Here is a 26,477-nt window from a genome sequence, read left to right on the forward strand (position 1 = left end):
CGGCGGGCTCCGGTCACATCATCCGATGGTTGAGATTGCCGAGGATCCACAACGTGCCCCCGGCCATGATGGCCAGCAGCAGCACGGTGAACAGAAGGAGTTGCAGGTCCTCGCGTTTCTGGCGGCTCAGGTCGATATGCAGGAAGAAGCGCAACTGTACCACGATCTGCACCAGCCCGAAGACCGCGATCGCCGTCACCCGGTTGGCGCGCGACAGATCGCTCAGCGTGGCGGCGGCAAAGGCCGCGGCGGTCAGCAGCGCCGACAGGACGAGGCCGATGGCGAAGAACCGGCGCTCGCGGCGCTCTTCGTCGGATGCGTGTCTCATGCCACCCCCGCAAGATAGACGAGCGAAAAGATCCCGATCCAGACGATGTCGAGGAAATGCCAGTAGAGCCCCATCCGGGTGATCCGGCTCTTCACCCGGTCGGTGAGCCCGAAGACGAGGATCTGCCCGGTCATCGCCCCCATCCACAGGAGCCCCCCGGCAACGTGCAGCCCGTGCAGCCCGACCAGCGCCCAGAGCGCGCTGAGATAGCCCGAGCGCTGCGGCACCGCGCCGATCTCGATCAGGTGGCGGAAGTCCAGCACCTCGAGGATCAGGAAGACCAGCGCCGAGGTCGCGGCCACCGACAGGTAGACCAGCGTCCAGATCCAGCCGCGCTGATACTTCATCGACAGGCTGGCCAGCGAGAAGGCGAAGGAGGACAGCAAAAGCAGCGCCGTCTGCCAGGCGATCGAGTGCAGGTTGGTGACCTCCGCGGGGCCCGGCCCGCCGGCAGTGGCGCCCACCATCGTCCCGAAGACCGCGAAGACCACGCCGAAGGTGATCAGGTCGCTCATCAGGAAGACCCAGAAGCCGAAGACGGTGACCTCGGCCTCCTCGGGGCGCTCGGTATAGCCGAGGTTGAGGCCGGGATGCGGATTGAGGGAGGATGCGGATCGGGTCATGGCACGGGCGATATCTCGGTGTCGGCAAAACCGCGGTTCTGGGGCGTGGCCTCCTCGGAGCGGCGGATCGGCCGGGCCAGCCCGACCGCCTCGATCCAGGCCGCATGGTGGCGCCGGACCTCGGCCGCGGGGATCACCACCTCGGGGTGGTCGCGGAACGAATGCAGCACCCACCAGCCGGCGAAGACCAGCAGCGACAGCGCGGCGAGCCACCAGATCCACCAGGTCAGCGCGAAGCCCAGCGCGGTCATGGTGACGAAGACCACGACGCCCGCGGCGGTGTTCGGCGGCATGTGGATGTCGCGGTATTCCGGCGGCGCGACATAGGGCCGGCCCTCGGCCTTCTCCTTGGCGAAGGCGTCGCGCTGGCTGACCTCGGGGATCACCGCGAAATTCCAGTGCGGCGGCGGCGCCGGGGAGGCCCATTCCAGCGTGCGGCCGTCCCAGGGATCGCCCAGCGGCACCGCCAGCTCGGCCCGCCGCTTCACCGACACCCAGATTGTGGCGAAGAGCCCGAGGAAGGCCGCGGCGAGGACCAGCGCGCCCAGCAGGGTGACGATCATGTAGGGCTGGAAGGCCGGATCGCCGAAGGCCGCGGAGCGCCGCGGATAGCCCAAAAGCCCCAGCACGTAGAGCGGCAGGAAGGCGAAACAGAAGCCGCCGATCCAGAGCAGCGCCGTGGCCCGGCCCCAGCCCTCGTGCAGGCGGAAGCCGAAGGCCTTGGGAAACCAGATATGGATGCCCGCGAACATCCCGAAGATCGTCCCCGGCAAGAGCACGTTGTGGAAATGCGCGACGATGAACTGGGTGTTGTGGACCTGGTAGTTGATCGCCGGGTTGGCGAGGATGATGCCGGAAAAGCCGCCGATGACGAACAGCATGAAGAAGCCGATCATGTAGATCATCGGCGTGGTGAAGCGGATTCGCCCACGCCACAGCGTCGCCATCCAGACATAGACCTTCACGCCTGTGGGAATGGCGATGATCATCGTGGCGATGCCGAAGGCCGCGTTGATCGTCGGCGACTGGCCCATGGTGAAGAAGTGGTGCAGCCAGACGGTGAAGCTGACCACCGCGATCACCATCGTGGCGAGGATGAGCGAGGTGTAGCCGTAGAGCCGCTTGGTGGCGAAGGTGGCGGTGAGTTCGGAGAAGATGCCGAAGGCCGGCAGAATGAGGATGTAGACCTCCGGGTGGCCGAACATCCAGAACAGGTTGGCGTAGTTCATCATGTTGCCGCCCTGGTCGTTGGTGAAGAAGTGGAAGCCCAGGTAGCGGTCGAGCGCGTGCATGAGCCCGGCCACGGTCAGCGGCGGCAGCGCGAAGACCAGCAGGATCGAGGTGCAGAGCGCCGTCCAGACGAAGACCGGCATGCGCATGTAGGTCATGCCCGGCGCCCGCATCTTGTAGATCGTCACGGCGAAGTTCAGCCCCGAGAACATCGACCCGAAGCCCGAGATGACGATCGCCCAGACCCAGTAATCCGGTCCCGGTCCGGGATCGAAGGCGGCGCCGGTGAAGGGCGGATAGGCAGTCCAGCCGCCGGTCTCGAAGGCGCCGACGACGAGGCTGATCATCACCAGCGCGGCGCCGGTGCCGGTGAGCCCGAGGCTGATCTGGTTCAGCATCGGGAAGGCCATGTCGCGGGCGCCGATCTGCAGCGGGATCAGGTAGTTCATGAAGCCGGTGATGAACGGCATGGCGACGAAGAAGATCATCACCGTGCCATGCGTCGAGAAGAGCTGCGCCCAATGCTCGTTCGACAGCACGCCGCCCATATAGGCGGTGGCCTGGTGGCTGCGCATGGCGACGCCCTCGAAGACGCCGCGGGCCATCATCACCAGACCCAGCACCATGTACATGATGCCGATCTTCTTGTGGTCGACGCTGGTCAGCCAGTCGCGCCAGAGCCAGGTCCAGCGCCGCGCCAATGTCAGCCAGAGCGCCACGCCGAGCGTCGCCAGCACCGCCATCCAGGCCGCGCCCGAGGCCACGGCGCTGTCGATGCTGGGATGGGTGAAGACCTCCCAGAGCTTCAGCTCGCTCCACTCCAGGCGGCCGAACAGCCAGTTCATCGCATCACCTCCGGCAGTGCCGCCGCGGCGGGATCGTAGGACGGGCTGCCGGGCTGCGCCGCCGGGGGCACCGGATCTCCGTTGGTGTAGCGCGCCACGATCCGGGGAAAGAGCGTGTCGTCGGGCAGCGTGAAGGTCAGCGGCGCCGCGCCGCGCTGGCCCAGCGCCGCGCGCGCCTCGGCCAGCCCGCCCGACCCGGCGAGCCGGGCATAGGTCTCGGCGTCGAGCGGCGGGTTGCGGCGCGCCAGGTCGGTCCAGACCGCGAAGGCCTCGGGGCTGACGGCGCGCACCGGGGCGCGCTGCTCGGGAAAGCCCGGGCCGTTATACTGGGTGTTCTCGGCCAGGGTCACGCCCTCGCGCTCGGCCAGCAGGTTGAGGCGCGTGACCATGCCGGGCATGGCGTAGATCTGCCCCACCAGGCCCGAAGCCATGAAGCTCTGCATCACCGTGTCGGTGGTCAGCCGCATGCGCACCGGGCGGCCCACCGGCACCACCATCTCGCCGATGCTGGCGACGCCCTCCTCGGGGTAGAGAAACAGCCATTTCCAGTCGAGCCCGACGACGTCGATCCTGAGCGGCGGCCCGGTGATCTCGAACTCCATGCCGCGGGCCATCTCGGCGTCGATCTCGCGGTAGGGATCGATGCGGTAGGTGGCCTGCGCCAGCCAGACCGACAGGGTGGCCACGATCAGCGCCGGCACCGCCCACATCAGCACTTCGAGCTTCGTGTTGAAGTGCCAGTGCGGCCGGTAGCTCGCCCGGTCCCGGTTGCGCTGACGGTAGCGCCAGAGAATCAGCGGCACGCCCAGCAGCACCGGCAGCACCGCCACCGCGATGATCACCGCGGCCCAGATCAGTTCGGTGCGCTGCAGTTCGGCCACCGGCCCGAAGGCGCGCAGGAAGCCCTGGGGCGGGGTCTCGCCCAATCCGGCCGACGGGAGGGAGGCGATGATCGTGCCTGTCGCTGCGCCTATTGCCCGTCCGACCCTCATAACCCCCCGCACCTTGCCCTTGGTCCGTGCTCCCCGAACATAGCGCGCGACGCGTCCGCAGGTTCCCGCCGAGGCCAAGATTGGCTCGGCGGCGCTCCGGCGGCAGGCATGCCATCTGCCTCCCGCCACGACCTGTGCAGTAGCTCTCCGCGCCACGGAGCTTTTCGAGCTGACGATCCAGCTCCTTGTAGATCGGGATGTAGGCGGCTCCGTCGGGCCGCTCGATCACGCAGCGTGCAACGATCCTGCGGGTGTTCTCAAGGCGTTCGATCGAGGGCTTCATGGGGTCTCTCCAGTCCGTTGTGGCTGGAGGGACATCGGTTCGTTGGCGGAAAGGATCGGACGGGTTTGATACCCGAGCGACCGCCCCGACCGGCCTGCTCCTGACGGTCCATTGGGGGCCGCGTGTGTGGCAGTTTGTGGGGCAAAATCTGGGCCGGACAAAACAAAACCCCCGGAAACACAAGGTTTCAGGGGGTTTTGCTTGACAAGTGGTGCCCAGGAGAGGACTCGAACCTCCACGTCCATACGGACACCAGCACCTGAAGCTGGCGCGTCTACCATTCCGCCACCTGGGCAGGTTGCGTGAGGCGCCGTTTAGACGCCGTGCCGGGCAGTGTCAACGACGATTTTCGCAGAATCTCCGGGCGCGACAGCGGGGAACTTGCCGCCTCCCCCCCGGGGCGGTAGACAGCCCCGAAAGCGCAGCGCAGGCCACGGCGAGGAACCCCATGCCCAAGTCGAAACTCGTGACCATCTTCGGCGGCTCCGGCTTCGTCGGGCGCTATGTCGCGCGGCGCATGGCGCGGGCGGGCTGGCGCGTCCGGGTCGCCTGCCGCAACCCCAACGACGCCATCTTCGTGCGCACCTACGGCGTGGTCGGCCAGGTCGAGCCGGTGTTCTGCAACATCCGCGACGATGCCAGCGTGCGCGACGTGCTGGGCGGCGCGGATGCCGCGGTCAACTGCATCGGCGTGCTGGTCGAGAGCGGCGCCAACACCTTCGGCGCGGTGCAGCGCGACGGCGCCGAGCGGGTGGCGCGGCTGGCCGCCGAGAGCGGCGTGGCGCGGCTGGTCCACATCTCGGCGATCGGCGCCGATGCCGGCTCGGACAGCGCCTATGCCCGCACCAAGGCCGCCGGCGAGGCGGCGGTGCAGCGGCACCGGCCGGACGCGGTGATCCTGCGGCCCTCGGTGATCTTCGGCCCCGAGGACCAGTTCTTCAACCGCTTCGCGGCGATGGGCCGGCTAAGCCCGGTGCTGCCGGTGGTGGGCGGCGACACGCGCTTCCAGCCGGTCTATGTCGACGACGTGGCGCAGGCCGCGGAGCTCGGCGTCACCGGCGCCGCGGCGCCCGGGATCTACGAGCTCGGCGGCCCCGAGACCAAGCCGTTCCGGGTCTGGATGCGCGAGATGCTGACGGTGATCCGGCGCCGCGCGCTGATCGTCAACATCCCGTTCTGGGCGGCCGGGCTGATGGGCCGCAGCTTCGAGCTGCTGCAGACCGCGAGCTTCGGGCTGATCACGCCGTCGCTGACCCGCGACCAGGTCGCCAACCTGCGCCGCGACAACGTGGTCAGCGGCCGCGAGAAGGGCTTTGCCGATCTCGGCATCGCGCCGACCGCGCCCGAGGCCATCCTGCCCGACTACCTGTGGCGCTTCCGGCCCTCCGGGCAATATGCCGCGATCAAGGAATCGGCGCGCAACCTCCGCGACATGTGAGCCCTAGGCGCCGCCGAGCGTCAGCACCGCGCCCCGGCTCGCCGCGGCATCCTCGGGATCGTGCGTCACCATGATCACCGGCAGGGTCCGGGCGCGGGCGAAGACCAGGTCGCGGACCTGCGCCCGCCGGGCCGCGTCGAGACCCGAGAAGGCCTCGTCGAGCAGCAGGGCGCGCGGCTCCGAGAGCAGCATCCGCATCAGCGCCACGCGGGCCTTCTGGCCGCCCGACAGGGTGGCCGGGTCGCGGTCGGCGAAGCCCGCCATGCCGACCTCCTCGAGCGCCGCCGCGATGCGGGCGCGCCGGTCGGCGCGGCTGCCGCCCGGCGGCAGGCCGAAGCCCAGGTTCTCGCCGACGCTGAGATGCGGGAACAGCAGGTCGTCCTGAAACAGGATGCCGAGCCGGCGGCGGTGCGGCGCCAGCCCGGTGACGTCGCGGCCGTCGAGCAGCACCCGTCCCTCCGCGGTGAAGGCCGCGGCGAGGCTGCCGGTCAGGTAGGCCAGCAGGGTCGACTTGCCGGTGCCCGAGGGCCCCATCACGGTCAGCACCTCGCCCGGGGCGACGTGCCGGTCGACCGCGATCAGCGGCTGCCCGTGGCGGTGGATGCGGACATTGTCGAGCGTCAGGCCCTCAGCCATGCAATCCCCTCCGGTTGCGGAAGGCCAGCGCCGGCAGCGCCAGCGCCAGCGCGAAGGGCAGGCTGACGGCCAGCGTCTGGGCCACCGCGAAGACGCCGATGGCGCGGCGGTCGCCGCCCGAGGCCAGGGCCACCGCCTCGGTGGTCAGGGTCGCCACCCGGCCGCCGCCCACCAGCAGCGTCGGCAGATACTGCCCGACGCTGACCGCGAGCCCGATGGCGGCGGCGACCAGCAGCGGCCGCAGCAGCATCGGCAGCCGCACCCGCCAGAGCACGCGGCCGGGCGGGCTGCCCAGGGCCGCCGCGACGCGGGCATGGCGCGCGTCCCAGGCGCGCCAGGGATCGCCCAGCGACAGGAAGACATAGGGCAGCACGAAGACCAGATGGCCGAGGATCACCGGCCCGTGGCCGGCATCGATGCCGGCGGTGAGCAGCAGCGTCTGCACGCCCGGCAGGAACGCCGTCTGCGGCACCAGAAGCGGCAGGTAGAGCAGCCAAAGACCGCGCCGCGACAGCGGCCGGCCGCGGCGGAACTCGACCTCGAGGCAGCCGACGCTGAGCGCCAGCGCCGCCGCGGTGGCGCAGAGCGCGATCAGCGCGGTGCTGGCGGCGGCCTCCGACAGCGCCGGCAGGTGGCGCTGCCAGGCCTCCGGCCCGAGCGTCTGCGGCAGGATGTCGGGGAAGGCCCAGAACCCCGCCACGCTCCAGACCGCCAGCACCGCGAGCCCGGCCAGCACCGCGCCGGCCGCCAAAGCCGCGGCGGCCAGGCCTGCGGGCCGCGCCCAGGCGTCGAGGCGGGCGCCGCGGCGCCCCGAGGCGGCCCAGCGCCGGCCGAGCCGCGCCGTCGCGGCCTCGCCCAGCCGCCACAGGCCCAGCGCCAGCGCCACGAGGGCCAGCTGCAGCAGCGCCGCGGCGCCGGCGGCGAGCCGCATGGCGAGGTCCGGATCGCCCATCCAGCGCACGATCTGCACCGAGAGCGGCGGCGGCGTCGCCGGGCCGAGGATCAGCGCCACGTCAACCACCGACATCGAATAGGCCAGCACGACGTAGACCGGCAGCCGGATCTGGGCGTAGATCGCCGGGAACACCGTCAGCAGCCAGCCCCGGACCCGGCCGTAGCCCAGCGCCGCGGCAATGCGGCCGCGGCGCGGCATGTCGGCCTGCCCCGATGCGGCGAGCGCCATCAGCAGCAGGAAAGGAAATTCCTTGACCGCGAGCCCGGCCACCATGGCGAGCCCCAGCGGGTCCTGCACGACGAGCAGGTCGGGCGGACGCTCCCAGCCGGTGGCCCAGGGCGAGGCGAGGCGCGCCAGCCAGCCCGAGGGCGCCACCAGGAAGGCCAGCCCGAAGGCCGCGGCGGCGTGCGGCACGGCCAGCAGCGGCGCCAGCAGCCGCTCCAGCCGCCGGAACGCCCGGGTGCCCGACCAGCCGGCCATGAACAGCGCCACGGCGCCCAGCGCCAGGCAGGTGGCCAGGCCGCCGGTCGTCAGCGACAGCCGCACCGCGTCGGCGAGGCCGGGCCAGGCCAGCAGCGCCCGGACCGGCGCCAGCGACAGGTCGGTGAGCCCGGCGGCGGGAAGGTAGCCGAAGGCCGGCAGCACGGTGCCGGCCAGCCCCGCCGTCACCGGCCCCAGCATGACCAGCAGGGTCAGCGCCGGCAGCGCCCCCAGCCCGGCGGCCGCGCCCCGTCCCGCGGCGCGCGCGGCTTCGGTCACGGCCCTATTGGCCGGCGCCGTAGCGCTCGGTCCATTCATCGGCGATCCGCGTCATCCAGCCGGGATGCGGCTCCGGCCGCACCTGGCCGAGCTCCGCCGGCGGCAGCGTGGCGATGCCGAGATCGAGCGCCGCGAAACGGTCGCGCCACTCCGCCGGCAGCGCCGCCATGTCGAGCACGGTGCCGTAGCCCAGCACCTCCGGGTCCTGCGCCCGGAGCTGCGCCTCGGGCGACATCAGGAAGTCGGCCACCACCATGGCGCCGGCCTTGGCACCGGAATTGTAGGGGATGGCGACGAAGCTGGCATTGCCCAGCGTGCCGGCCTCCAGCACGAAGGTGCGCACGCTGTCGGGCAGCCGGTTGTCGGCGATCGCGGTCGAGGCCTCGCCCGGGGAGAACGAGATCGCCAGGTCGATCTCGTCGTCGGCGAGGAGCTGGAGCTGCGCCGGCCCGGTCTGCGGATAGGCCCGGCCCGACCGCCACAGGTTCGGCGTCAGATCGTCGAGAAAGGCCCAGAGCGGCGCCGTGACGGCGTCGAAATCGGCCGCCTCGGGCGGCGAGGAGAGCAGCGCGTCGTCGTCCACCAGCTCGATCAGCATCTGCTTGAGGAAGGTGGTGCCGAGGAAGTCGGGCGGCTGCGGATAGGTGAAGCGGCCGGGATTGTCCGCCACCCACGCGCCGATCGCCTCCGCCGTCGGCAAGGGTTCGGGCAGGTCGGCGGTGTCGTGCATGAAGACCACCTGGGCCATCGCCCAGGGCGCCTCGAATCCCTCGGTCGGCACGGTGAAGTCGGTCTGCACCGTCTTGCCGGCGACATCGACGAAACGCCAGTTCGGCAGCGCCTCGGCGAAGGGCCCGAAGAGCAGGTCCTTCTCCTTCATGGCGGCGAAGTTCGGGCCGTTCAGCCAGATCAGATCGACGGCGCCGTCGCTGTCCTGGCCGGCCTGCTTCTCCGACAGGACCCGGGTGACGGCATCCGCGGTGTCGGCCAGCTTGACGTGTTCCAGCGTCACCCCGGCCTCCTCCGACACCCGCGCGCCGACCCAGGCGATGAAGTCGTTGGTCGCCGTCGAGCCGCCCCAGGCGTGCCAGTACACGGTCTGGCCCTGCGCCGCCTCCAGCACCGCCGGCCAGTCGGTCGGATCGGGCGCCTCGGCGGCCGCGAGCGGCGTGGCGAACAGCAGGGCGGCAGCGATGCGGCGGATCATTTCGTCTCCTCGGTTCGGGAAAAGGCTTGCGCGGCGCCGATCAGCCGCAGGGCTCCGGTCAGGTAGCACAGAGTGCCGAAGATCCAGGCCATCGGCGCGAAATACCCGGGCAGCAGGCACAGCGCGACGAAGAAGGCGATGGTCTCGCCGCCTTCCAGCAGACCGTTGGAATAATAGAGCGTCTTGACCCCCTGGGCGGGGGTCTCGAGACCAAGCCGCTCGGCCAGGATGGCGTAGCCCAGAAAGCTCGAGCCGTTGAAGTAGAAGGCGGCGAGCAGGAACGCCCCGGCCAGACCGTTCGCGCCCGGGTCGAGGACGACGAAGGCGAGCGGCACGGCGCCGTAGAAGAAGAAGTCGCACAGGATGTCGAGATAGCCGCCGAAATCGCTCTTCCGGGTGGCCCGGGCCACCGCGCCGTCGAGCCCGTCGGCGAAGCGCGAGGCGAGCAGCGGGATCAGCGCCCAGCCGGGTGCGCCGGCGGCGATCAGGATTGCGGCGAGCAGGCCCAGCCCGAGCCCGGCCAGGGTCACCTGGTTCGGCGTCAGCCCGGCCCGGGCCGCGGAGGATCCGAGCGCGTTCAGCGGCGGGTCTATCAGGCGGCGGGCGCGGGCGTCGAACATCGGGGGTCCAGTCTGGCGGTCGGTGGCCCCATCAAGCCAGCCGGCGGCCGCCGCCGCAATCACCCTGACGGGAACGTGAGCCGCCGCTAGCGGTGGCGGCCGCGGAAGCGGGCCGCGCGGGCCGCCGACAGGATCGCGCCCGGCGGCGCCTCGGCCTCGGGCGTCACCGCCGATTGGCGCCGCAGGATCGGGATCACCCCGGGCAGCACGGCAAGGATGAAGATCAGCCCGAAGGCCACCGAGGCGGCCAGCCCGGCCGAGCTCGTGGCGCCGGCGATCGGCAGCAGGGTCGCGGCGGCGCCCTCGCGCAGCCCCCAGCCGGAGATCGAGACCGGGATCAGCATGGTGAAGAGGATCAGCGGCACGATGCCGGTCACCGCCGCGAGGCTCAGCTCGGTGCCGGTGGCGCGGGCGCAGAAGGCGAAGGCGGCGAGGTTGCAGATCGTCGTGGCGATGCTGAGCAGCACCTGCTTCCACAGCACCTTGCGCGAGATCAGCGACACCGTGATGGCATACCACAGATCGTCGAGCGCGCGTTTCTGCGGCCCCGGCAGCAGGCTGGTGAACCAGAACACCACCGGCACGCAGAGCCCGCCCACGATCAGCGGCATGACGATGCTCTGGGCCCAGACCGGCCAGTAGAGCCCGCCGGGGGTCGACCACGTCCACAGGAAGCTCGCGGTCATGACGGCGAAGACCATGGCCTGCCCGGCCAGCCGCTCGAACACCACGGCCTGGCTGGCGCGCAGCAGCCCGGCATGGTGGCGGGCGCGCACCGCGCGGCTGGCGTCGCCGACCATGCCGCCGGGCAGCGACTGGTTGACGATCTGCGCCAGGTAATATTCCGAGATCGCGCCCCGGGCGGTGAATTTCTGCCCCAGCCGCCCCGCCGTGACCTTCCAGCGCAGCGCCGAGAGCACGGTCTGCGCCGACAGCATCGCCCAGGCCGCGGCGAGCCAGAGCGGTTCGGCCCGCGCCAGGATGCGCGCCGCCTCGGCGCCGTCGACGGCGCGCCAGAGCACCGCGAGGAGCGTCAGGCTCACCACGATCTGCAGCAGGCGCATCTGCTTGCGCGACAGGCGCAAGGCGGGAAACATGTCTCGGCGGCTCCCTCGTTCACGTCGGCGGCGGCGGCGCCGGGGCGGCGCGCGGCCAGGAGCGCCGCTCCGCGCGGGCCCGCGGCGCCATGTTGCCGGGCTATATGGGCGATCCGCGGCGCCGGGGCAATGTCCGCGCGGCGACCGGGCGCCGCGCGGCATGTCCGATCCGGCGCAGGAAACGCCGCTTTTGGAAGATCGCGCGGGGGCCCGAGGGGTCATCACGGTGACACAGGATCGTTCCGATTCGACCAACACAGGTGCGCCCATGCTCCGCGATGCCGACGTTCTCTCGCTCCTTCTCCAGCGCCCGCCCCAGCATTCGCTGCCGCGCGCCTTCTACACCGATCCCGGCGTCTACGAGGTCGACCTGCAGCGCATCTGGTACCAGGACTGGCTGATGAGCGCCGTCACCGCGGAACTGCCGAAGCCGGGCAATTACGTGACCCGGCAGATCGGCGCCTATTCGGTGATCGTGGTGCGCGGCCAGGACGGCAAGGCGCGCGCCTTCCACAATTCCTGCCGCCATCGCGGCAGCCGCATCTGCTCGGCCGCCAAGGGCTCCAACCCGAAGCTGGTCTGCCCCTACCACCAATGGACCTACGAGCTGGACGGGCGCCTGCTCTGGGCGCGCGACATGGGCGAGGATTTCGACGCCTCCAAGCACGGGCTGAAGCCGGTGCATTGCGAGGAGGTGGCGGGCTTCATCATGCTCTGCCTGGCCGACACGCCGCCCGATTTCGCGCCCTTCCGCGACAAGGCCGAGGCCTATGGCGGCCCGCACGACCCGGCCAATCTGAAGATCGCCTACCAATCCACCATCATCGAGCAGGGCAACTGGAAGCTGGTGATGGAGAACAACCGCGAATGCTACCATTGCGCGGGCAGCCATCCCTCGCTCTGCCGCACCTTCCCGGAGGATCCGCGGGTCTTCGGCACCAACCCGCAGGAACAGGCGCCGGTGCTGCGCGACCACATCTCGAAATGCGAGACCGCCGGTCTGCCGTCGCAGTTCGTGGCCGCGCCCGACATGCAGTGGCGCTTCGTGCGCATCCCGTTCCTCGGCAACGCCGCCTCCTACACGATGGACGGCAAGCCGGCCGTGTCGAAGCGCGTCGGCCGCGTGCCCTTCGACGATGCCGGGTCCTGCCTGGCCTATCACTACCCGTCGAGCTGGGACCACTTCCTCTCCGACCAGGTGCTGATCTTCCGGATGAACCCGATCTCGCCCACCGAGACCGAGGTCACCACCACCTGGCTGGTCAACAAGGACGCGGTCGAGGGCGTCGATTACGACCTGCAGCGCCTCACCGAGGTCTGGATCGCCACCAACGACGAGGACCGCGCCATCGTCGAGGAGAACCAGCGCGGCGTGAACTCGCCGGCCTACGAGCCCGGCCCCTATTCGCGCCAGCACGAGATGGGCGTGATCCAGTTCGTCGACTGGTACGCCGCCACTCTGCAGCGCCGTCTGACCGGGCGCGCGCTGATCGCCGCGGAATAAGAGAAGGCCCGACATGATCCCGATGCCGAAGGAGAACGCGCCGGTCTGGACCGACGCCGAGGAACTCGAATGCGTGCTGGTGGTGCCGGAGGCGCCGAACGTCATGACCTTCGCGTTCCGGCCGCCCTCGGGGGCGCGCTTCTCCTTCCGGGCCGGGCAGTTCCTGACCCTCGACCTGCCGCTGCCCGGCGGCAACGTGCAGCGCACCTACACGATCTCCTCCTCGCCCACGACCTCGGCGCATGTCACGGTCACCGTCAAGGCGCAGCCCGACAGCATCGGCACCCGCTGGATGCACGAGAACCTGCGCCCGGGCATGCGGCTGCGGGCCTGGGGGCCGGCGGGGATCTTCACCCTGCCGCCGGAACCGGACGGCAAGTACCTGTTCATCTCGGCCGGATCCGGTATCACCCCGATGATGTCGATGACCTCGTTCCTGTGGGAGCGCGGCGAGGATCCGGACATCTCCTTCATCCATTGCGCGCTGTCGCCGCTCAACATCCTGTTCCGCCAGAAGCTCGAATACATGGCCGGGCGGGTGTCGGGGCTGAAGCTGCACTTCGTCGTCGACCGCGACGATCCCTACACCGTCTGGACCGGCTATCGCGGCCGCTTCAACCAGCTGATGCTGGGCCTGATGGCGCATGACTATCTCGAGCGCGACGTCTATTGCTGCGGCCCGGCGCCGTTCATGGAGGCGGTGCGCGACATGCTGAACGCGCTCGGCTACGACATGGCGCGCTACCACCAGGAAAGCTTCGCGGCTCCGGCCGAGACCACCGCCGAGCTCACCGAGTTCGACGACGTGGTGCCGGACGAGGCCGCCGCGGCCGAGGTCGCCTTCGCCCGGTCGGGCGTCACCGTGCCCTGCACCCAGACCGACACGGTGCTGCAGGTGGCGCGCAGCGCCGGGCTCAACATCCCGTCGGGCTGCACCTTCGGCCTGTGCGGGACCTGCAAGATCCGCAAGACCGACGGCGAGGTGCACATGGTGCACAATGGCGGCATCAGCGAGGACGACATCGCCGAGGGCTACATCCTCGCCTGCTGCTCGCACCCGATCGGCAGCGTCGCCGTCGAGGCCTAACCCCAAGCCGCGGCGCCGCCCGGCGGGGCCGCCGCGGCCCGGCACCGCACCTCGCGGCGCCGGCCGGGGGCGCCCGCGATCGTCAGGCCGCGTCCTTGCGCGCCTTCTCCCAGGCGAAGGCCTGCATCGGCGCATCCACCGGCGTGTCGGCCAGGTGGTTGGTGTAGTTCGACATGACCTTCTGCGCCACGCCGAGGATCACCTCGAGCACCTGGCGCTTGCTGAAGCCGGCGGCGAGGAAGTCCGACAGCGCGGCCTCGTCGACATTGCCGCGGCCGCGCACCACGGCCAGCGTGAAGCTGCGCAGCGCCTCGAGCCGGGCATTCGGCAGCGGCGTCTCGTTGCGCAGCGCCTCGGTGATCGCATCGTCGACCTTCATCATCTTGGCGATGCCGGTATGGGCGGGGACGCAGTAATGGCAAGCATGCTCGACGTTGATGCTCTGCCAAACCACGGTGAGCTCGTCCTTGTCGAAGCTGGTCTGCTCGGCGAACAGCTTGTGGCTCTGCTGGTAGGCCTGCAGCAGCGCCGGCGCCTCGGCCATCACGGCGTGCAGGCCGGGAATGCGGCCGAAGGCCTTGTGGGAGTTCTCCAGCAGCGGGCGGCTGTCCTCGGGCGCGGTGTCGAGGTCGTGCATCGGGAACTCGGTCATGGCGGATCCTTCCTTTTTTGAGCGATCATTCAATATGAACCCGAGAGCTAGCTTTACTTGAGCGGGCGTTCAAGATATTTCTTGAGCGTTCACTCAAACGGGAGCGCCGCCATGGGACGGGCCGCCACTTATGACCGCGACGCGGTGCTCAATGCCGCGATGGAGCTGTTCTGGGCGCGCGGCTACCACACCACGTCGCTGAAGGATCTGGAGCGCGCGCTCGACATGCGGCCGGGCTCGATCTACGCCGCCTTCGGCTCCAAGGAAGCGCTGTTCCGCGCCGCGCTGGGCCGCTACGCCGTGGCCGGCCGCGCCGCCTTCGAGGAGACGCTGGCGCGGCATGCCTCGCCGCTGGCCGGGCTCGCCGCGCATGTGCGGATCTTCGGCGGCATCGCCCGCACCGCCCTGCCCTCGCGCGCCTGCATGCTGGTCAAGACTCTGCTCGAAACGCCCGAGGAAGCGCCGGAGCTGCGCCAGGCGGTCGAGGAAATGATGCGCCAGACCGAGGCCGGCTTCGCCGCGGCGTTCCGGGCGGCGCGCGACGCCGGCGAGATCGCCCCCGACGCCGATCCCGAGCGGCTGGCGGCGCGGCTGCAGGCGGCGATCTTCGGGCTTCGCGCCTATGCCCAGCGCAGCGACGCCGCCGGCCGCATCGACCGGATCGCCGAGGACATCGCCGGCGACCTCGAGGCGCTGCGGATCGCGGAACCCGCGCCGCGCCGCCCGGCCCCGACCTAGCCGCCGAGCCCGCGCGGACGTCGCGTCAGAGCAAAAAAAAGCGCCCCCGAAGGGGCGCGAAAGGACAAAGGCAGTTGGGATACGGTCTCCTCAATAAGCCGGCGGGTGGCCGACCGGTGGGCGGTGCGTGAGCACCATTGTCGTGAACGTTTTTTCCACAAGACGCCGACGCAGATGTCCCACCTCAACCTTGGCCTGCACCGGAACGCTGACAAACAGCCGTTCTGTCCGCGGAGGCATGGCGGGATGATACTGAAATACAATCGTTACCCAGGCCTCGACCCTGACGAAGCAGCGGTCGCGCGTTACTTGCGTGATCGCGGACGCCAGGAGGCGCGGAAGCGATCTTACCTTCGACCGGAGGGCCGCTGGGGATGTGCGGCGGACCCCGGACACGAAGTCGGGTGCGGGAGCGACGCGAATGCCCGTATCTGTGGGGATGCGAGATGCGAACATGTGCGTCGAGCCCTGAAATTGAAGGTTGCGTCGGTCGTCTTGTGGTCGTGTGGTCTTGCGTTCTACTCGACCTGTATACAGATATCCACACCGACAATGCGGCAAAATTAGGGCGCTGGCAAGCCATCATTGGATTAATTCACTTTGATTTATTTCCTAACCCCATGTTTCCCTTGGGTCACAGGCACAGTGCAACCGCAGCATTGACGGGAAAAGTCGTGCTGTGTACAGGTATTCGCAGTTCATCTTAAGGTTTCCTGTTATGGCCAGTAACGATCACCGGACCTACGACGACATTCTTTCGATCATTCGCACCCGCATCTGCCTCGCGCCTTCGGATTGCCCGTACAAGTTGCACGAGAACGCGCTCGCCAAGGAGTTCGGCCTCTCCCGCACCCCGATTCGGCAGGTTCTGCAGGAACTGGCGCTGGCCGGGCTGGTCGAGACCCGCGCCGGCGTCGGCACCATCGCCACCGAACTTCCGCCCACGCGGCGCAGCCAGGCCTTCATCGTCTACCGCGAACTCGCCCGCGCCGCTGCCATCTGCTACGAGGGCGCGCCGATCGACGACGACGTGAAGATCGAACTGATCGGCCAGGCCTCGCTGATCCAGACCATGACCGAGCACAATCCGCAGATCTATGTGCGCTTCAGCGGCCATGTGGCGGAGAACATGGCGGTGATCGTCGAGGACGAGATCCTCTCCAACGCCATCAAGACCGCGCATTGGCGGGTGATCCGCTGGCGCGCCCGCGAATATGTCGCCGATCCCGCGGCGGCCTGGAGCATGCTGCAGAACGGGCTCAGCCGCGTCGCCGAGGCGCTGAAGTCGAACGACGCCGCCCAGGTCCTGCGCACCGTGGCCGGGGTCAGCGACGAATTGTCCAGATCCCCGACGCCGATCGCCGGCCAGTCCCGCGCCGTGATCTGAGCGCACCGGCGCGGCCGCCGGCGCCCGCCCCCACGGCTTGCTGCGCCGCCCGGCCACGTTACCTCGTCTCCCCAGGACAGGGAGGTGGCAGGATGGTGGAACGGCACCGGACATTCGGCATCGTCGGCTTGGGCACCTTCGGCTCCACCGTGGCGCGCGAGCTCACACGGTTCGGCAACTCCGTCATCGGCATCGACATCGACCGCGACAAGGTCCACGACCACGCCGAGGAGCTGACCGAGGCGATGATCGTCGATGCCCGCGACGACAAGGCCATGAAGGAGGCCGGGCTGGGCGATTGCGATGTCGCCCTGGTGGCCATGGGCTCCGACCTCGAGGCCTCCATTCTCGCCTCGATCAACCTCAAGCTGGTGGGCGTGGAGACGGTCTGGGCCAAGGCCCGCACTCGCACCCATCACCGCATCCTGTCGCGGCTCGGGGTCGACCGCATCATCCACCCGGAGGTCGAGGTCGGCCAGCACACCGCGCAGAAGCTGCACAACCCGCTGATCCGCGACTATATCAGCCTCGGCAACGGCTATTACGTGGTGAATTTCCGCGTCCCCGAAAGCCTTGAGGGCAAGTCGCTCGACGCGCTGGCGCATCGCCGCGACTTCGACCTGCGCTGCATCGGCGTGATGCGCGGCTCGGAATTCGTGGGCCAGGACGGCCAGGATTGCGTCTTCCAGCAGGGCGACCTGCTGCTGCTGCTCGGCGAGCGCGTGGAGCTGCGCCGTTTCGCCGAAACCCTCTGAGCGGGGCCCGGCATGGCGCTGATCGGCATCCGGGCGGGGATCAGCAGGCGGGCGCTGCGGCTGTCGCCGCCGAAGCTCTTGGGCTGGTTCTACCTCGTCGTCGTGCTGCTGGGCGGGCTGCTGCTCTGGACGCCCTGGGCATCCACCGCCGCGGTCGGGCCGGTCGAGGCGCTGTTCACCGCCACCTCGGCGGTCACCGTGACCGGGCTGGTCGTGGTGCAGACCGGCGCCGACTTCACATGGTTCGGACAGCTGGTGATCCTGCTCCTGATGCAGCTCGGCGGGCTTGGGCTGGTGACCTTCGCGGTGTTCATCCTGGCCTCGCTCAACGTGCCCATCGGGCTCGGCCAGCGGCTAATGCTGCGCGAGGACCTGAACCAGACCTCGATCGGCGACCTTATCGGGCTGGTGCGCATCGTCTTCACCGTGGCGCTCGGCTGCGAGGCGGTGGGCGCGGCGCTGCTGGCGCTGGTCTTCGTGCCCGATTTCGGCTGGGCCGAGGGGCTCTGGGCGGCGCTGTTCCACGCCGTCTCGGCCTTCAACAATGCCGGCTTCTCGATCTGGGACGAGGGCCTGATGGCCTATTCCGGCGACCCGCTGGTCAATCTCGTGGTCCCGGCGCTGTTCCTGGTCGGCGGGCTCGGCTTCGTGGTGCTGGCCGATCTCTGGCGCAAGCGGCGCTGGCGCCGGCTGATGCTGCACAGCAAGATCATGCTGGCCGGCACGCTGCTGCTGTCGCTGGGCGGCTGGGCCGGCTACGCGGCGCTGGAATGGACCAATCCCGGCACGCTGGGCCAGCTCGACGGGCTGGGCGCCAGGCTCTGGGCCAGCTGGTTCCAGGGGCTGACGCCGCGCACCGCCGGCTTCAACACGCTCGACACCGCGGCGATGCGCGATTCCACCGCGCTGCTGACCATGGGGCTGATGGTGATCGGCGCCGGCTCGACCTCGACCGCCGGCGGCATCAAGGTGACCACCTTCGCGGTGCTGATCCTCGCCACCTACGCCTTCTTCCGGCGCCGCGCCGAACCCTCGATCTTCGGCCGGTCGCTGAACAGCGAGGAGGTCGGCAAGGTCCTGGCGCTCACCACGGTGGCGATGCTGAGCCTGTTTCTCGCCACCTTCGCGCTGTCGATCAGCCATGACGGCGGTTTCCTCGAAATGCTGTTCGAGGTCTGCTCGGCCTTCGGCACGGTGGGGCTCAGCATGGGGGCGACGCCCGAACTCGACACGTTCGGGCGGCTGGTGATCATGGCGATGATGTTCCTGGGCCGCGTCGGGCCGCTGACCCTGGGCTTCCTGCTCGCCACCTACACGGTCGCGCGGGTGCGCTACCCGCACGGCCGGGTGTTTCTGGGCTGAGGCGTCAGCGCAGCGCCGCCAGAAGCTCGGCCGAGGGCGTGCCGGTGACGGCGCGGCCATTGGCCGCCTGCCAGGCGCGGATCGCCGCCTCGGTCTTCGAGCCCAGCACGCCGTCCGGGGTGCCGGCATCGTATCCCGCGGCGGTCAGCCGGCGCTGCAATTCCTTGCGGTCCTCGATGGTGAGCCCGTAACGGTCCGGCGGGAAGGCCGCCCGCAGCGCCCCGGCGCCGCCGATCCGGTCGGACAGGTGGCCGACGCCGATCGCGTAGTTCTCGGAATTGTTGTAGCGCAGGATCGTGTCGAAGTTCCGCAGCGCCAGGAAGGCCGGCCCGCCCGGCCCCATGGGCTGGACCAGCCGCGCCGCGGCGCCGCCCGCCAGCGTCCCGCCATCGGCCCGCGTGACCCCGGCCGCGGCCCAGTCCGACAGGCTGCGCCGGCCGCCGCCGAGGCCCCCCGGCGCCCGCACCTCGTAGCCCCAGGGCTGGCCGCGCTGCCAGCCCGAATCGGCCAGGTAGGCCGCCGCCGAGGCCAGCGCGTCGGTCGGATCCTCGGCCCAGATGTCGCGCCGCCCGTCGCCGTCGAAATCCACCGCGGACGCCTGGTAGGTGGTGGGGATGAACTGGGTGTGGCCCATCGCCCCGGCCCACGACCCGACCAGCCGCGGTGCCGTGGTGTCGCCGCGGGCGAGGATGCGCAACGCCGCCAGCAGCTGCTGTTCGAAGAACGCGCCGCGGCGGCCGTCATAGGCCAGCGTCGAGGTCGCCGAGACCACCGGGATGTCGCCGCGCCGGGCGCCGTAATTGCTCTCCATGCCCCAGACCGCGGTGACCACGTCGGCGGGCACGCCGTAGCGTGCCTCGATGCGGCCCAGAAGCCCGGAATGGCGTGCCCGCATCGCCCGGCCGGTGGCCACCTTCTCGGGATTGGCGACGATCGCCAGGTAATCCTCGAGCGTGCGGGTGAACTCGGTCTGGGCACGGTCGCGCTCCACCACTCCGGGCAGGTAGCCGGCGTCGCGGAACGCGGTGTCGAGCACGGCGCGGGGAATGCCCTGGGCCTCGGCGCGCGGCCGGAACGCCGCCACCCAGGCCTCCCAGCCGGGATTGGCCACCGGCTGCAGCGCCGGATCCGCCGCCGGCAGCGCGGTCGCGCCGGGCAGCCCGCTGGCGCAGCCGCCGAGCAGCGCCGCGGTGACGGACAGGGTGAAAATGCGTCGGGTGACCTGCATGTGACTGCTCCTCGCGCCGGTCTTTTGCCCGAGACTGGCGAAGCCGGCACGCCGCCACAAGCCCCGGGCGCCGCCGTCACGCGCCGATCCCGCGGCGTCATCTCTGCGTGAGCGAAGACCTGCCGAGCTTTGACCCGCGGCCGCGGCGCGCCATCCTCGGGGGAAACAGGAGGATTATCATGGCCAAGCCGATCACCCATCTCGCCGCCCTGGCATTCGGGGCATTCGGGGCATTCGCCGCTGCGCCGCTGCCGGCCGCCGAAATCGTCGTGGCGGGGGGCTGCTTCTGGTGCGTGGAGGCCGATTTCGAGAAGGTCCGCGGCGTCTCGGAGGTGGTCTCGGGCTATACCGGCGGCCGCACCGAGAACCCGACCTACCGCGAGGTCACCGCCGGCGGCACCGGCCATTACGAGGCCGCACGGATCGATTACGACCCGGCCGAGGTGTCGCGCCGGCAGCTCTACGACCTGTTCTTCCGCTCGGTCGACCCGCTCGACGATGGCGGCCAGTTCTGCGACCGCGGCGAAAGCTACCGCACCGCGATCTTCGTCGACGGCCCCGAGGCGCGGAGCGAGGCCGAGGCCGCCAAGCGCGCCGCCGAGGCCGAACTGGGCCAGGAGATCGTCACCCCGATCCTCGAGGCCGCGCCGTTCTACGAGGCCGAGGACTACCACCAGGATTATTACAAGAGCACCGAGAAGACGCTGACCCGGTTCGGCTATGTCGACCGCGCCGATGCCTACGAGAAATACCGCACCGGCTGCATGCGCGACGACCGGATCCGCCAGATCTGGGGCGCGGACGCGCCGTTCCTCTAGGCCCGGCCTTCCGCCTCGACCTCGGCCAGCGAGGGGATCGCGTCGGCCGCGCCGGGCCGCGTCACCATGAGCGCCGCGGCCCGGGAGGCGAGGTCCAGCGCCGCCGCCAGGCCGGCGCCGCGGTCGAGCGCGGCGGCCAGGTAGCCGGTGAAGGTGTCGCCGGCTCCGGTCGTGTCCACCGGCGTCACCTTGCGGGCCGCGACCTCGTGGACCGCGCCGGTCCGGGTGCTGATCCAGCGGCAGCCCCGCGCGCCCAGCGTCACCACGATCTCGGCCACCGGCAGATCCGCCAGCGCCCGCCCGGTCGCCGCCTCGAGCTGCGCCGCCTCGACCTCGTTCAGCACCAGCAGGTCGACAAGGTCGAGCACCGCCCGCACCGCGCCGGCCTCGAAGGGCGCGGCGGCGTGGATCACCCGCAGCCCCCGCGCCCTGGCCGCCCGCGCGCCCGCGGCCTGGGCGTTGGTCTCGTTCTGGAACAGGAAGCTGTCGCCCGGCCCCGCCCCCTCCAGCGCCAGCGCGATTTCGTCCTCCGAGATCGCCCGGTTGGCGCCGGGATGGATCAGGATCAGGTTCTCGCCGGCATCGTCGACGGCGATCACCGCGTGGCCCGACGCCTCCGCCGCCACCGCGACATGGCCGGTCTCGACCCCGTAGGCGGCGAGCCGCTCGACCATCCAGCCGCCCTCCTCGCCCACCGCGCCGAGATGCACCACCCGGGCCCCAGCGCGCGCCGCGGCGACCGACATGTTGGCGCCCTTGCCGCCCAGCCCGGTGCTGCGCGAGGTGGCGGCCAGCGTCTCCCCCGGGCCCGGCAGGTGCGGCACGCGGTAGACCAGGTCGGCATTGATCGAGCCGAGATTGTAGATCGTCATCGCCTCAGCCCACCTTGCAGGCGGCGAGCACCGCCATGTTCAGCACGTCGTTGGCCGAGGCGGTGGTGGAGCAGAGCTGGATCGGCTTGTCGACGCCGCCGAGGATCGGCCCGATCACCGTGGCCCCGGCCATCTCCTGCAGAAGCTTGACCGAGATCGAGGCCGAGTGCCGCGCCGGCACCACGAGGATGTTCGCGGGTCCGGTCAAGCGACTGAACGGATAGGCCTCCTGGGCGCGGGCATTGAGCGCCACGTCCACCGTCATCTCGCCCTCGTATTCGAAATCGACGCCCATCGCGTCCAGCACCTCGGGCGCGCGGTGCATCTTCTCGGCGCGTTCCGAGACCGGGTAGCCGAAGGTCGAGAAGGACACGAAGGCGACCCGCGGCTCGAGCCCCAGATGCCGGGCCACGCCGGCGGCGCGGATGGCGATGGTGGCCAGGTCCGTCTCGTCCGGCCATTCATGCACCAAGGTGTCGGCGATCAGCACGATCCGCCCCTTGTGCAAGAGCGCCGTGACCCCGGCCGCGCCATGCGCCGCGTCGGCGTCGAAGACGTGGTTGATCAGCCGCATGACATGGCCGGACTTGCGCGTCGCTCCGGTCACCAGCCCGTCGCCATGGCCGTGCGCCAGCATCAGCGCGCCGAAGACGTGGCGGTCGCGCGCCGCCAGCCGGTGGATGTCCTGGCGGTCCTGTCCGCGGCGCTGCAGGCGGCCATAGAGGAAGTCCTTGTAGGTCTCGAGGTGATGGGTGTTGGCGGCGTTCACCACCTCGAGCTCGCGCACCGCGTCGCCCAGCCCCGCGGCCTCCAGCTTCTCCTTCACGTCGGCCTCGCGGCCCACCACCAGCGCCTTTCCGTAGCCGCCGCGCTGGTAGCCGACGGCGGCGCGCAGCACCCGCGGGTCGTCGCCCTCGGCGAAGATCATCCGCGCCTGCGCCTTGCGCGCCCGCGCGGTGATGCCCTGCAGGATCGACGCGGTGGGGTCGAGCCGGCCCTTCAGCGACAGTTCGTAGGCCTCCATGTCGACGATCGGCCGGCGCGCCGCGCCGGTATCCATGCCGGCCTTCGCCACTGCCGGCGGAATGCGGTAGATCAGCCGCGGATCGAACGGTGTCGGGATGATGTAGTCGCGCCCGAAACTCAGGTTGCGGCCATAGGCCACCGCGACCTCGTCCGGCACGTCCTCGCGCGCCAGCGCCGCCAGCGCCTCGGCGCAGGCGATCTTCATCTCGTCATTGATCGCCCTTGCATGGATGTCGAGCGCGCCGCGGAAGAGATAGGGAAAGCCCAGCACGTTGTTGACCTGGTTCGGGTAGTCCGAGCGGCCGGTGGCGACGATGGCGTCCATGCGAACCTCGTGCGCCTCTTCCGGGGTGATCTCGGGGTCCGGGTTGGCCATCGCGAAGATCACCGGGTTGTCGCCCATCGAGGCGACCATCTCGGGGGTCACCGCACCCTTGGCCGAGACCCCGAGGAACACGTCCGCCCCCCTCATCGCCTCTTCCAGGGTGCGCGCCTCGGTCTGCACCGCATGCGCCGATTTCCACTGGTTCATGCCCTCGGTGCGGCCCTGCCAGATCACCCCCTTGGTGTCGCACATGATGCAGTTTTCGTGCCGCGCGCCCATCGACTTCAGCAGCTCCAGGCAGGCGATGCCGGCGGCGCCGGCGCCGTTCAGGACGATCTTCACCTCCTCGATCGTCTTGCCCGAGATGTGCAGCGCGTTGATCAGCCCGGCGGCGCAGATCACCGCGGTGCCGTGCTGGTCGTCGTGGAAGACCGGGATGTCCATCTCTTCCTTGAGCCGCTGCTCGATGATGAAGCATTCCGGCGCCTTGATGTCCTCGAGGTTGATGCCGCCGAAGGTCGGCCCCATCAGCCGCACCGCGTTGCAGAAGGCGTCCGGGTCCTCGGTGTCGAGCTCGATGTCGATGGAATTGACGTCGGCGAAGCGCTTGAAGAGCACCGACTTGCCCTCCATCACCGGCTTCGAGCCGAGCGCGCCAAGATTGCCGAGGCCCAGCACCGCGGTGCCGTTCGAGATCACCGCCACCAGGTTGCCCTTGTTGGTGTAGTCGTAGGCGGTCTCGGGGTTGGCGGCGATCTCCTCGCAGGGCACCGCGACGCCCGGGGAATAGGCCAGGCTCAGGTCGCGCTGGGTGGTCATCGGCACCGTCGCCTGGACCTCCCACTTGCCCGGCTCCGGCTCGATATGGAAGGCCAGCGCCTCTTCGCGGGTGAACTTCTGCCGGGCCATGAACCGCTCTCCCTCCTACCTGTCCGACGTTCGGCTTAGCCGAAGGCCGGTGTCCGCTCAACACGACGCTTTCGGGGTTTCACGCGATCGGCGGTCCCAATAGGGTCGCGCCGGATCCGCTGACGGGGGTGAGATGAGTGCCGCGACGCCGATGATGGCGCAATATCTGGAGATCAAGGCCGACCACCCGGACGCCCTGCTGTTCTACCGGATGGGCGATTTCTACGAACTGTTCTTCGACGATGCCGCCGCCGCCGCCGAGGCGCTCGACATCGCGCTGACCAAGCGCGGCAAGCATCTGGGCGAGGACATTCCGATGTGCGGCGTGCCGGTCCATGCCGCCGAGAGCTACCTCTTGACGCTGATCCGCAAGGGCTTCCGCGTCGCCGTCTGCGAACAGATGGAAAGCCCGGCCGAGGCCAGGAAGCGCGGCGCCAAGTCGGTGGTCCGGCGCGCCGTGGTGCGGCTCGTCACCCCGGGCACCCTGACCGAGGAGACCCTGCTCGAGGCGCGGCGGCACAATTACCTCGCCGCCCTGGCCGAGCTGCGCGGCGACTGGGCGCTGGCCTGGGCCGACATCTCCACCGGCGCCTTCCGCGTCATGGCGCTGGCGCAGGCCCGGATCGGCGCCGAGCTGGCGCGGCTGGCACCCTCGGAGCTTTTGATGACCGAGGCCGGCGAGGCGGCGCTGCGCCCGGTGCTCGACGATCTGGGCCTGCAGCCGACCCTGCTGGGCCGCGCCTCCTTCGATTCGACCGCCGCCGGCGACCGCCTGGGGGCGCTCTACGGCGTTCAGACGCTGGACGGCTTCGGCCGCTTCGCGCGCGCCGAGCTGGCCGCCATGGGAGCGCTGGTGGATTATCTCGCCATCACCCAGAAGGGCCAGCGGCCGCGGCTCGGCGCGCCGCGCCAGGTCCAGGTCTCGCGGCTGATGCAGATCGACGCCGCCACCCGGCGCAACCTCGAGATCACGCAGGGCCCCGAGGGCGGCCGCGCCGGCTCGCTGCTGGCCTGCATCGACCGCACGGTGACCCCGGGCGGCGCGCGGCTGCTCGAACGCCGGCTTTCGGCGCCGGCGCGCGATCTCGCCACCATCCGCGCCCGCCACGACGCCATCGCCTGGTGCCTCGACGCCCCCGACACCGCGCGGAGCCTGCGCGAGACGCTGCGCCGGGCGCCCGACATGGAGCGCGCCCTGTCGCGGCTGGCGCTCGACCGCGGCGGGCCGCGCGACCTCGCCGCGGTGCGCGGCGCGCTCGACGCCGCGGCGCGGCTCGCCGGAACGCTGGCCGCCTGCGACCTGCCCGACCACCTGGCGGCGGAGGCCCGGGCGCTCGCCGGCCATGGCGACCTGCATTCGCTGCTCGCCGCGGCGCTGGTGGCCGAGCCGCCGCAGCTGGCGCGCGACGGCGGCTTCATCGCGCCGGGCCACGACGCCGCGCTCGACGCCGCGCGCGAGCTGCGCGACGAGGGCCGCTCGGTGATCGCCCGCATGCAGGCCGACTATGTCGAGGTGACCGGCATCGGGTCGCTGAAGATCAAGCACAACAACGTGCTGGGGTACTTCATCGAGACCACCGCCACGCATGCCGAGCGGATGATGAAACCGCCGCTCTCGGAGACCTTCATCCACCGCCAGACCACCGCCAGCGCCATCCGCTTCACCACCCTAGAGCTGGCCGAGCTCGAGACCCGCATCCACAATGCCGGGGCCGAGGCACTGGAGATCGAGAAGCGCCTCTTCGCCGCGCTGCGCGCCGCCATCCTCGACGCCGCCCCGGCGCTGGGAGAGGCCGCCGCGGCGCTGGCCGAGCTCGACCTCGCCGCGGCGCTGGCCGATCTCGCCGCCGCCGAGGGCTGGACCAGGCCGCGGATCGACGACAGCCGCGCCTTCGAGATCGAGGCCGGGCGCCACCCGGTGGTGGAGCGGGCGCTGGCCGCGCAGGGCGGCGCGCCCTTCATCGCCAACGATTGCCGCCTGACGCCCGCCGGCGACGGCGCCGCGCTGGAGCTTCTGACCGGCCCCAACATGGCCGGCAAGTCGACCTATCTGCGCCAGAACGCGCTGATCGCCATCCTCGCCCAGGCCGGCGCCTACGTGCCCGCCGACAGCGCCCATATCGGCCTCGTCAGCCAGATCTTCAGCCGCGTCGGCGCCTCCGACGACCTCGCCCGCGGCCGCTCCACCTTCATGGTGGAGATGGTCGAGACCGCCACCATCCTGAACCAGGCCGACGACCGCGCGCTGGTCATCCTCGACGAGATCGGCCGCGGCACCGCCACCTATGACGGCCTGTCGATCGCCTGGGCGACGCTCGAGCACCTGCAGGCGGCGAACCGCGTGCGCGGCCTCTTCGCCACCCATTACCACGAACTGACGGCGCTGGCCGGCAGCCTCGACGGCGTCGCCAATGCCACCGTGGCGGTGAAGGAATGGCAGGGCGAGGTGATCTTCCTGCACGAGGTCCGCCCGGGCGCCGCCGACCGCTCCTACGGCGTCCAGGTGGCGCAGCTCGCCGGCCTGCCGGCGCCGGTGGTGGCGCGCGCCAAGACCATCCTCGAGGCGCTGGAACAGGGCGACCGCGACCGCCCGACCCCGGAGGCGCTGATCGACGAGCTGCCGCTCTTCGCCGCCAGCGCGCGCCCCGCTCCGGCGCCGGCCCGCCCGGCAGCGCCGCCCGGGCCGAGCCCCGCCGAGGCCCGCCTCGCCCAGCTCGACCCCGACGGGCTGTCGCCGCGCGAGGCGCTGCAGGCGCTCTACGAGCTGAAGGCGCTCATCGCCCCCTGACCGCAATGTCTCG

Annotated in this window: 22 protein-coding genes and 1 tRNA gene; 9 read left to right on the top strand and 14 right to left on the bottom strand. The window is 70.5% G+C overall.

All coding sequences use genetic code 11. The features are described from left to right. Positions 1 to 13: 13 nt before the first annotated feature. From cyoD to ACXYMW_RS10995, 5 genes are all read right to left on the bottom strand, one after another. A complete protein-coding gene (cyoD, locus tag ACXYMW_RS10975) occupies positions 14 to 328 on the bottom strand; it encodes a cytochrome o ubiquinol oxidase subunit IV (RefSeq protein ID WP_459035363.1) in 315 nt (104 codons plus the stop codon). Further along, on the bottom strand, positions 325 to 951 hold the full coding sequence (locus ACXYMW_RS10980) for a cytochrome c oxidase subunit 3 family protein (RefSeq protein ID WP_459035364.1): 627 nt from the start codon (positions 949 to 951) through the stop codon (positions 325 to 327). The genes cyoD and ACXYMW_RS10980 overlap by 4 nt, the downstream gene beginning before the upstream one ends. After that, positions 948 to 3,026: a cbb3-type cytochrome c oxidase subunit I gene (locus ACXYMW_RS10985; RefSeq protein WP_459035365.1), complete on the bottom strand. Its 2,079-nt coding sequence runs from the start codon at positions 3,024 to 3,026 to the stop codon at positions 948 to 950. Before ACXYMW_RS10985 ends, ACXYMW_RS10980 begins: the two co-directional genes overlap by 4 nt. Then, positions 3,023 to 3,952, bottom strand: a complete 930-nt coding sequence (locus tag ACXYMW_RS10990; RefSeq protein ID WP_459035366.1) for a cytochrome c oxidase subunit II — start codon at positions 3,950 to 3,952, stop codon at positions 3,023 to 3,025. Before ACXYMW_RS10990 ends, ACXYMW_RS10985 begins: the two co-directional genes overlap by 4 nt. 558 nt (positions 3,953 to 4,510) lie before the next feature. Continuing rightward, positions 4,511 to 4,596 (bottom strand) — tRNA-Leu (locus ACXYMW_RS10995). A gap of 153 nt (positions 4,597 to 4,749) precedes the next feature. On the opposite strand from ACXYMW_RS10995, the gene ACXYMW_RS11000 reads away from it, so the two are divergent. Next, on the top strand, positions 4,750 to 5,739 hold the full coding sequence (locus ACXYMW_RS11000; protein WP_459035367.1) for a complex I NDUFA9 subunit family protein: 990 nt from the start codon (positions 4,750 to 4,752) through the stop codon (positions 5,737 to 5,739). A gap of 3 nt (positions 5,740 to 5,742) precedes the next feature. Here the strand turns inward: ACXYMW_RS11000 and ACXYMW_RS11005 are convergent, their stop codons facing one another. The 5 genes from ACXYMW_RS11005 to ACXYMW_RS11025 form a co-directional block, all read right to left on the bottom strand. Continuing rightward, complete coding sequence (locus tag ACXYMW_RS11005) at positions 5,743 to 6,375, bottom strand: ATP-binding cassette domain-containing protein (RefSeq protein WP_459035368.1); 633 nt, start codon at positions 6,373 to 6,375, stop codon at positions 5,743 to 5,745. Beyond that, positions 6,368 to 8,011 carry an ABC transporter permease gene (locus tag ACXYMW_RS11010; RefSeq protein ID WP_459035407.1) on the bottom strand — a complete coding sequence of 548 codons (1,644 nt, stop codon included), beginning with the start codon at positions 8,009 to 8,011 and terminating at the stop codon, positions 6,368 to 6,370. The genes ACXYMW_RS11005 and ACXYMW_RS11010 overlap by 8 nt, the downstream gene beginning before the upstream one ends. Before the next feature lie 82 nt (positions 8,012 to 8,093). Then, positions 8,094 to 9,296, bottom strand: a complete 1,203-nt coding sequence (locus ACXYMW_RS11015; protein ID WP_459035369.1) for an ABC transporter substrate-binding protein — start codon at positions 9,294 to 9,296, stop codon at positions 8,094 to 8,096. Beyond that, positions 9,293 to 9,916, bottom strand: coding sequence for a CDP-alcohol phosphatidyltransferase family protein (locus ACXYMW_RS11020; protein WP_459035370.1), 624 nt, complete (start codon positions 9,914 to 9,916; stop codon positions 9,293 to 9,295). The genes ACXYMW_RS11015 and ACXYMW_RS11020 overlap by 4 nt, the downstream gene beginning before the upstream one ends. Positions 9,917 to 10,002: 86 nt before the next feature. Then, a complete protein-coding gene (locus ACXYMW_RS11025; RefSeq protein WP_459035371.1) occupies positions 10,003 to 11,013 on the bottom strand; it encodes a lysylphosphatidylglycerol synthase transmembrane domain-containing protein in 1,011 nt (336 codons plus the stop codon). A 268-nt stretch (positions 11,014 to 11,281) separates the two neighbouring features. Here ACXYMW_RS11025 and ACXYMW_RS11030 point away from each other — a divergent pair, with 268 nt between their 5' ends. Then, positions 11,282 to 12,517, top strand: a complete 1,236-nt coding sequence (locus ACXYMW_RS11030; RefSeq protein WP_459035372.1) for an aromatic ring-hydroxylating oxygenase subunit alpha — start codon at positions 11,282 to 11,284, stop codon at positions 12,515 to 12,517. 22 nt (positions 12,518 to 12,539) lie between these two features. Continuing rightward, positions 12,540 to 13,604 carry an FAD-binding oxidoreductase gene (locus tag ACXYMW_RS11035; RefSeq protein ID WP_459035408.1) on the top strand — a complete coding sequence of 355 codons (1,065 nt, stop codon included), beginning with the start codon at positions 12,540 to 12,542 and terminating at the stop codon, positions 13,602 to 13,604. 82 nt (positions 13,605 to 13,686) lie between these two features. Here ACXYMW_RS11035 and ACXYMW_RS11040 read toward each other — a convergent pair whose 3' ends face one another. Beyond that, on the bottom strand, positions 13,687 to 14,256 hold the full coding sequence (locus ACXYMW_RS11040; RefSeq protein ID WP_459035373.1) for a carboxymuconolactone decarboxylase family protein: 570 nt from the start codon (positions 14,254 to 14,256) through the stop codon (positions 13,687 to 13,689). 111 nt (positions 14,257 to 14,367) lie between these two features. On the opposite strand from ACXYMW_RS11040, the gene ACXYMW_RS11045 reads away from it, so the two are divergent. The 4 genes from ACXYMW_RS11045 (at position 14,368) to ACXYMW_RS11060 (ending at position 18,498) form a co-directional block, all read left to right on the top strand. After that, positions 14,368 to 14,994, top strand: a complete 627-nt coding sequence (locus tag ACXYMW_RS11045) for a TetR/AcrR family transcriptional regulator (RefSeq protein ID WP_459035374.1) — start codon at positions 14,368 to 14,370, stop codon at positions 14,992 to 14,994. A gap of 718 nt (positions 14,995 to 15,712) precedes the next feature. Continuing rightward, complete coding sequence (locus ACXYMW_RS11050) at positions 15,713 to 16,381, top strand: GntR family transcriptional regulator (RefSeq protein ID WP_459035375.1); 669 nt, start codon at positions 15,713 to 15,715, stop codon at positions 16,379 to 16,381. Positions 16,382 to 16,473: 92 nt separating this feature from the next. Beyond that, the gene (locus ACXYMW_RS11055) at positions 16,474 to 17,136 is read left to right on the top strand and encodes a potassium channel family protein (protein ID WP_459035376.1); all 663 of its coding nucleotides are present in this window, start codon (positions 16,474 to 16,476) and stop codon (positions 17,134 to 17,136) included. A 12-nt stretch (positions 17,137 to 17,148) separates the two neighbouring features. Continuing rightward, the gene (locus tag ACXYMW_RS11060) at positions 17,149 to 18,498 is read left to right on the top strand and encodes a TrkH family potassium uptake protein (RefSeq protein ID WP_459035377.1); all 1,350 of its coding nucleotides are present in this window, start codon (positions 17,149 to 17,151) and stop codon (positions 18,496 to 18,498) included. Positions 18,499 to 18,502: 4 nt separating this feature from the next. On the opposite strand, the gene ACXYMW_RS11065 is transcribed toward ACXYMW_RS11060, so the two are convergent. Beyond that, positions 18,503 to 19,726: a lytic murein transglycosylase gene (locus ACXYMW_RS11065; protein ID WP_459035378.1), complete on the bottom strand. Its 1,224-nt coding sequence runs from the start codon at positions 19,724 to 19,726 to the stop codon at positions 18,503 to 18,505. Between the two features lie 179 nt (positions 19,727 to 19,905). Here ACXYMW_RS11065 and msrA point away from each other — a divergent pair, with 179 nt between their 5' ends. Then, positions 19,906 to 20,544 carry a peptide-methionine (S)-S-oxide reductase MsrA gene (gene msrA / locus ACXYMW_RS11070; RefSeq protein WP_459035379.1) on the top strand — a complete coding sequence of 213 codons (639 nt, stop codon included), beginning with the start codon at positions 19,906 to 19,908 and terminating at the stop codon, positions 20,542 to 20,544. On the opposite strand, the gene ACXYMW_RS11075 is transcribed toward msrA, so the two are convergent. Together ACXYMW_RS11075 and ACXYMW_RS11080 are read right to left on the bottom strand one after the other, a co-directional pair. After that, positions 20,541 to 21,416 carry a PfkB family carbohydrate kinase gene (locus ACXYMW_RS11075; protein WP_459035380.1) on the bottom strand — a complete coding sequence of 292 codons (876 nt, stop codon included), beginning with the start codon at positions 21,414 to 21,416 and terminating at the stop codon, positions 20,541 to 20,543. The genes msrA and ACXYMW_RS11075 overlap by 4 nt on opposite strands. Before the next feature lie 4 nt (positions 21,417 to 21,420). Then, complete coding sequence (locus tag ACXYMW_RS11080; protein ID WP_459035381.1) at positions 21,421 to 23,676, bottom strand: NADP-dependent malic enzyme; 2,256 nt, start codon at positions 23,674 to 23,676, stop codon at positions 21,421 to 21,423. 133 nt (positions 23,677 to 23,809) lie between these two features. Between ACXYMW_RS11080 and mutS the strand changes: the two genes are divergently transcribed. Beyond that, positions 23,810 to 26,464 (top strand): DNA mismatch repair protein MutS, encoded by a 2,655-nt coding sequence (mutS, locus tag ACXYMW_RS11085; RefSeq protein WP_459035382.1) that lies wholly within the window; start codon positions 23,810 to 23,812, stop codon positions 26,462 to 26,464. The last annotated feature ends 13 nt before the right edge of the window (positions 26,465 to 26,477 follow it).

The organism is Roseivivax sp. CAU 1761, assembly GCF_054482755.1.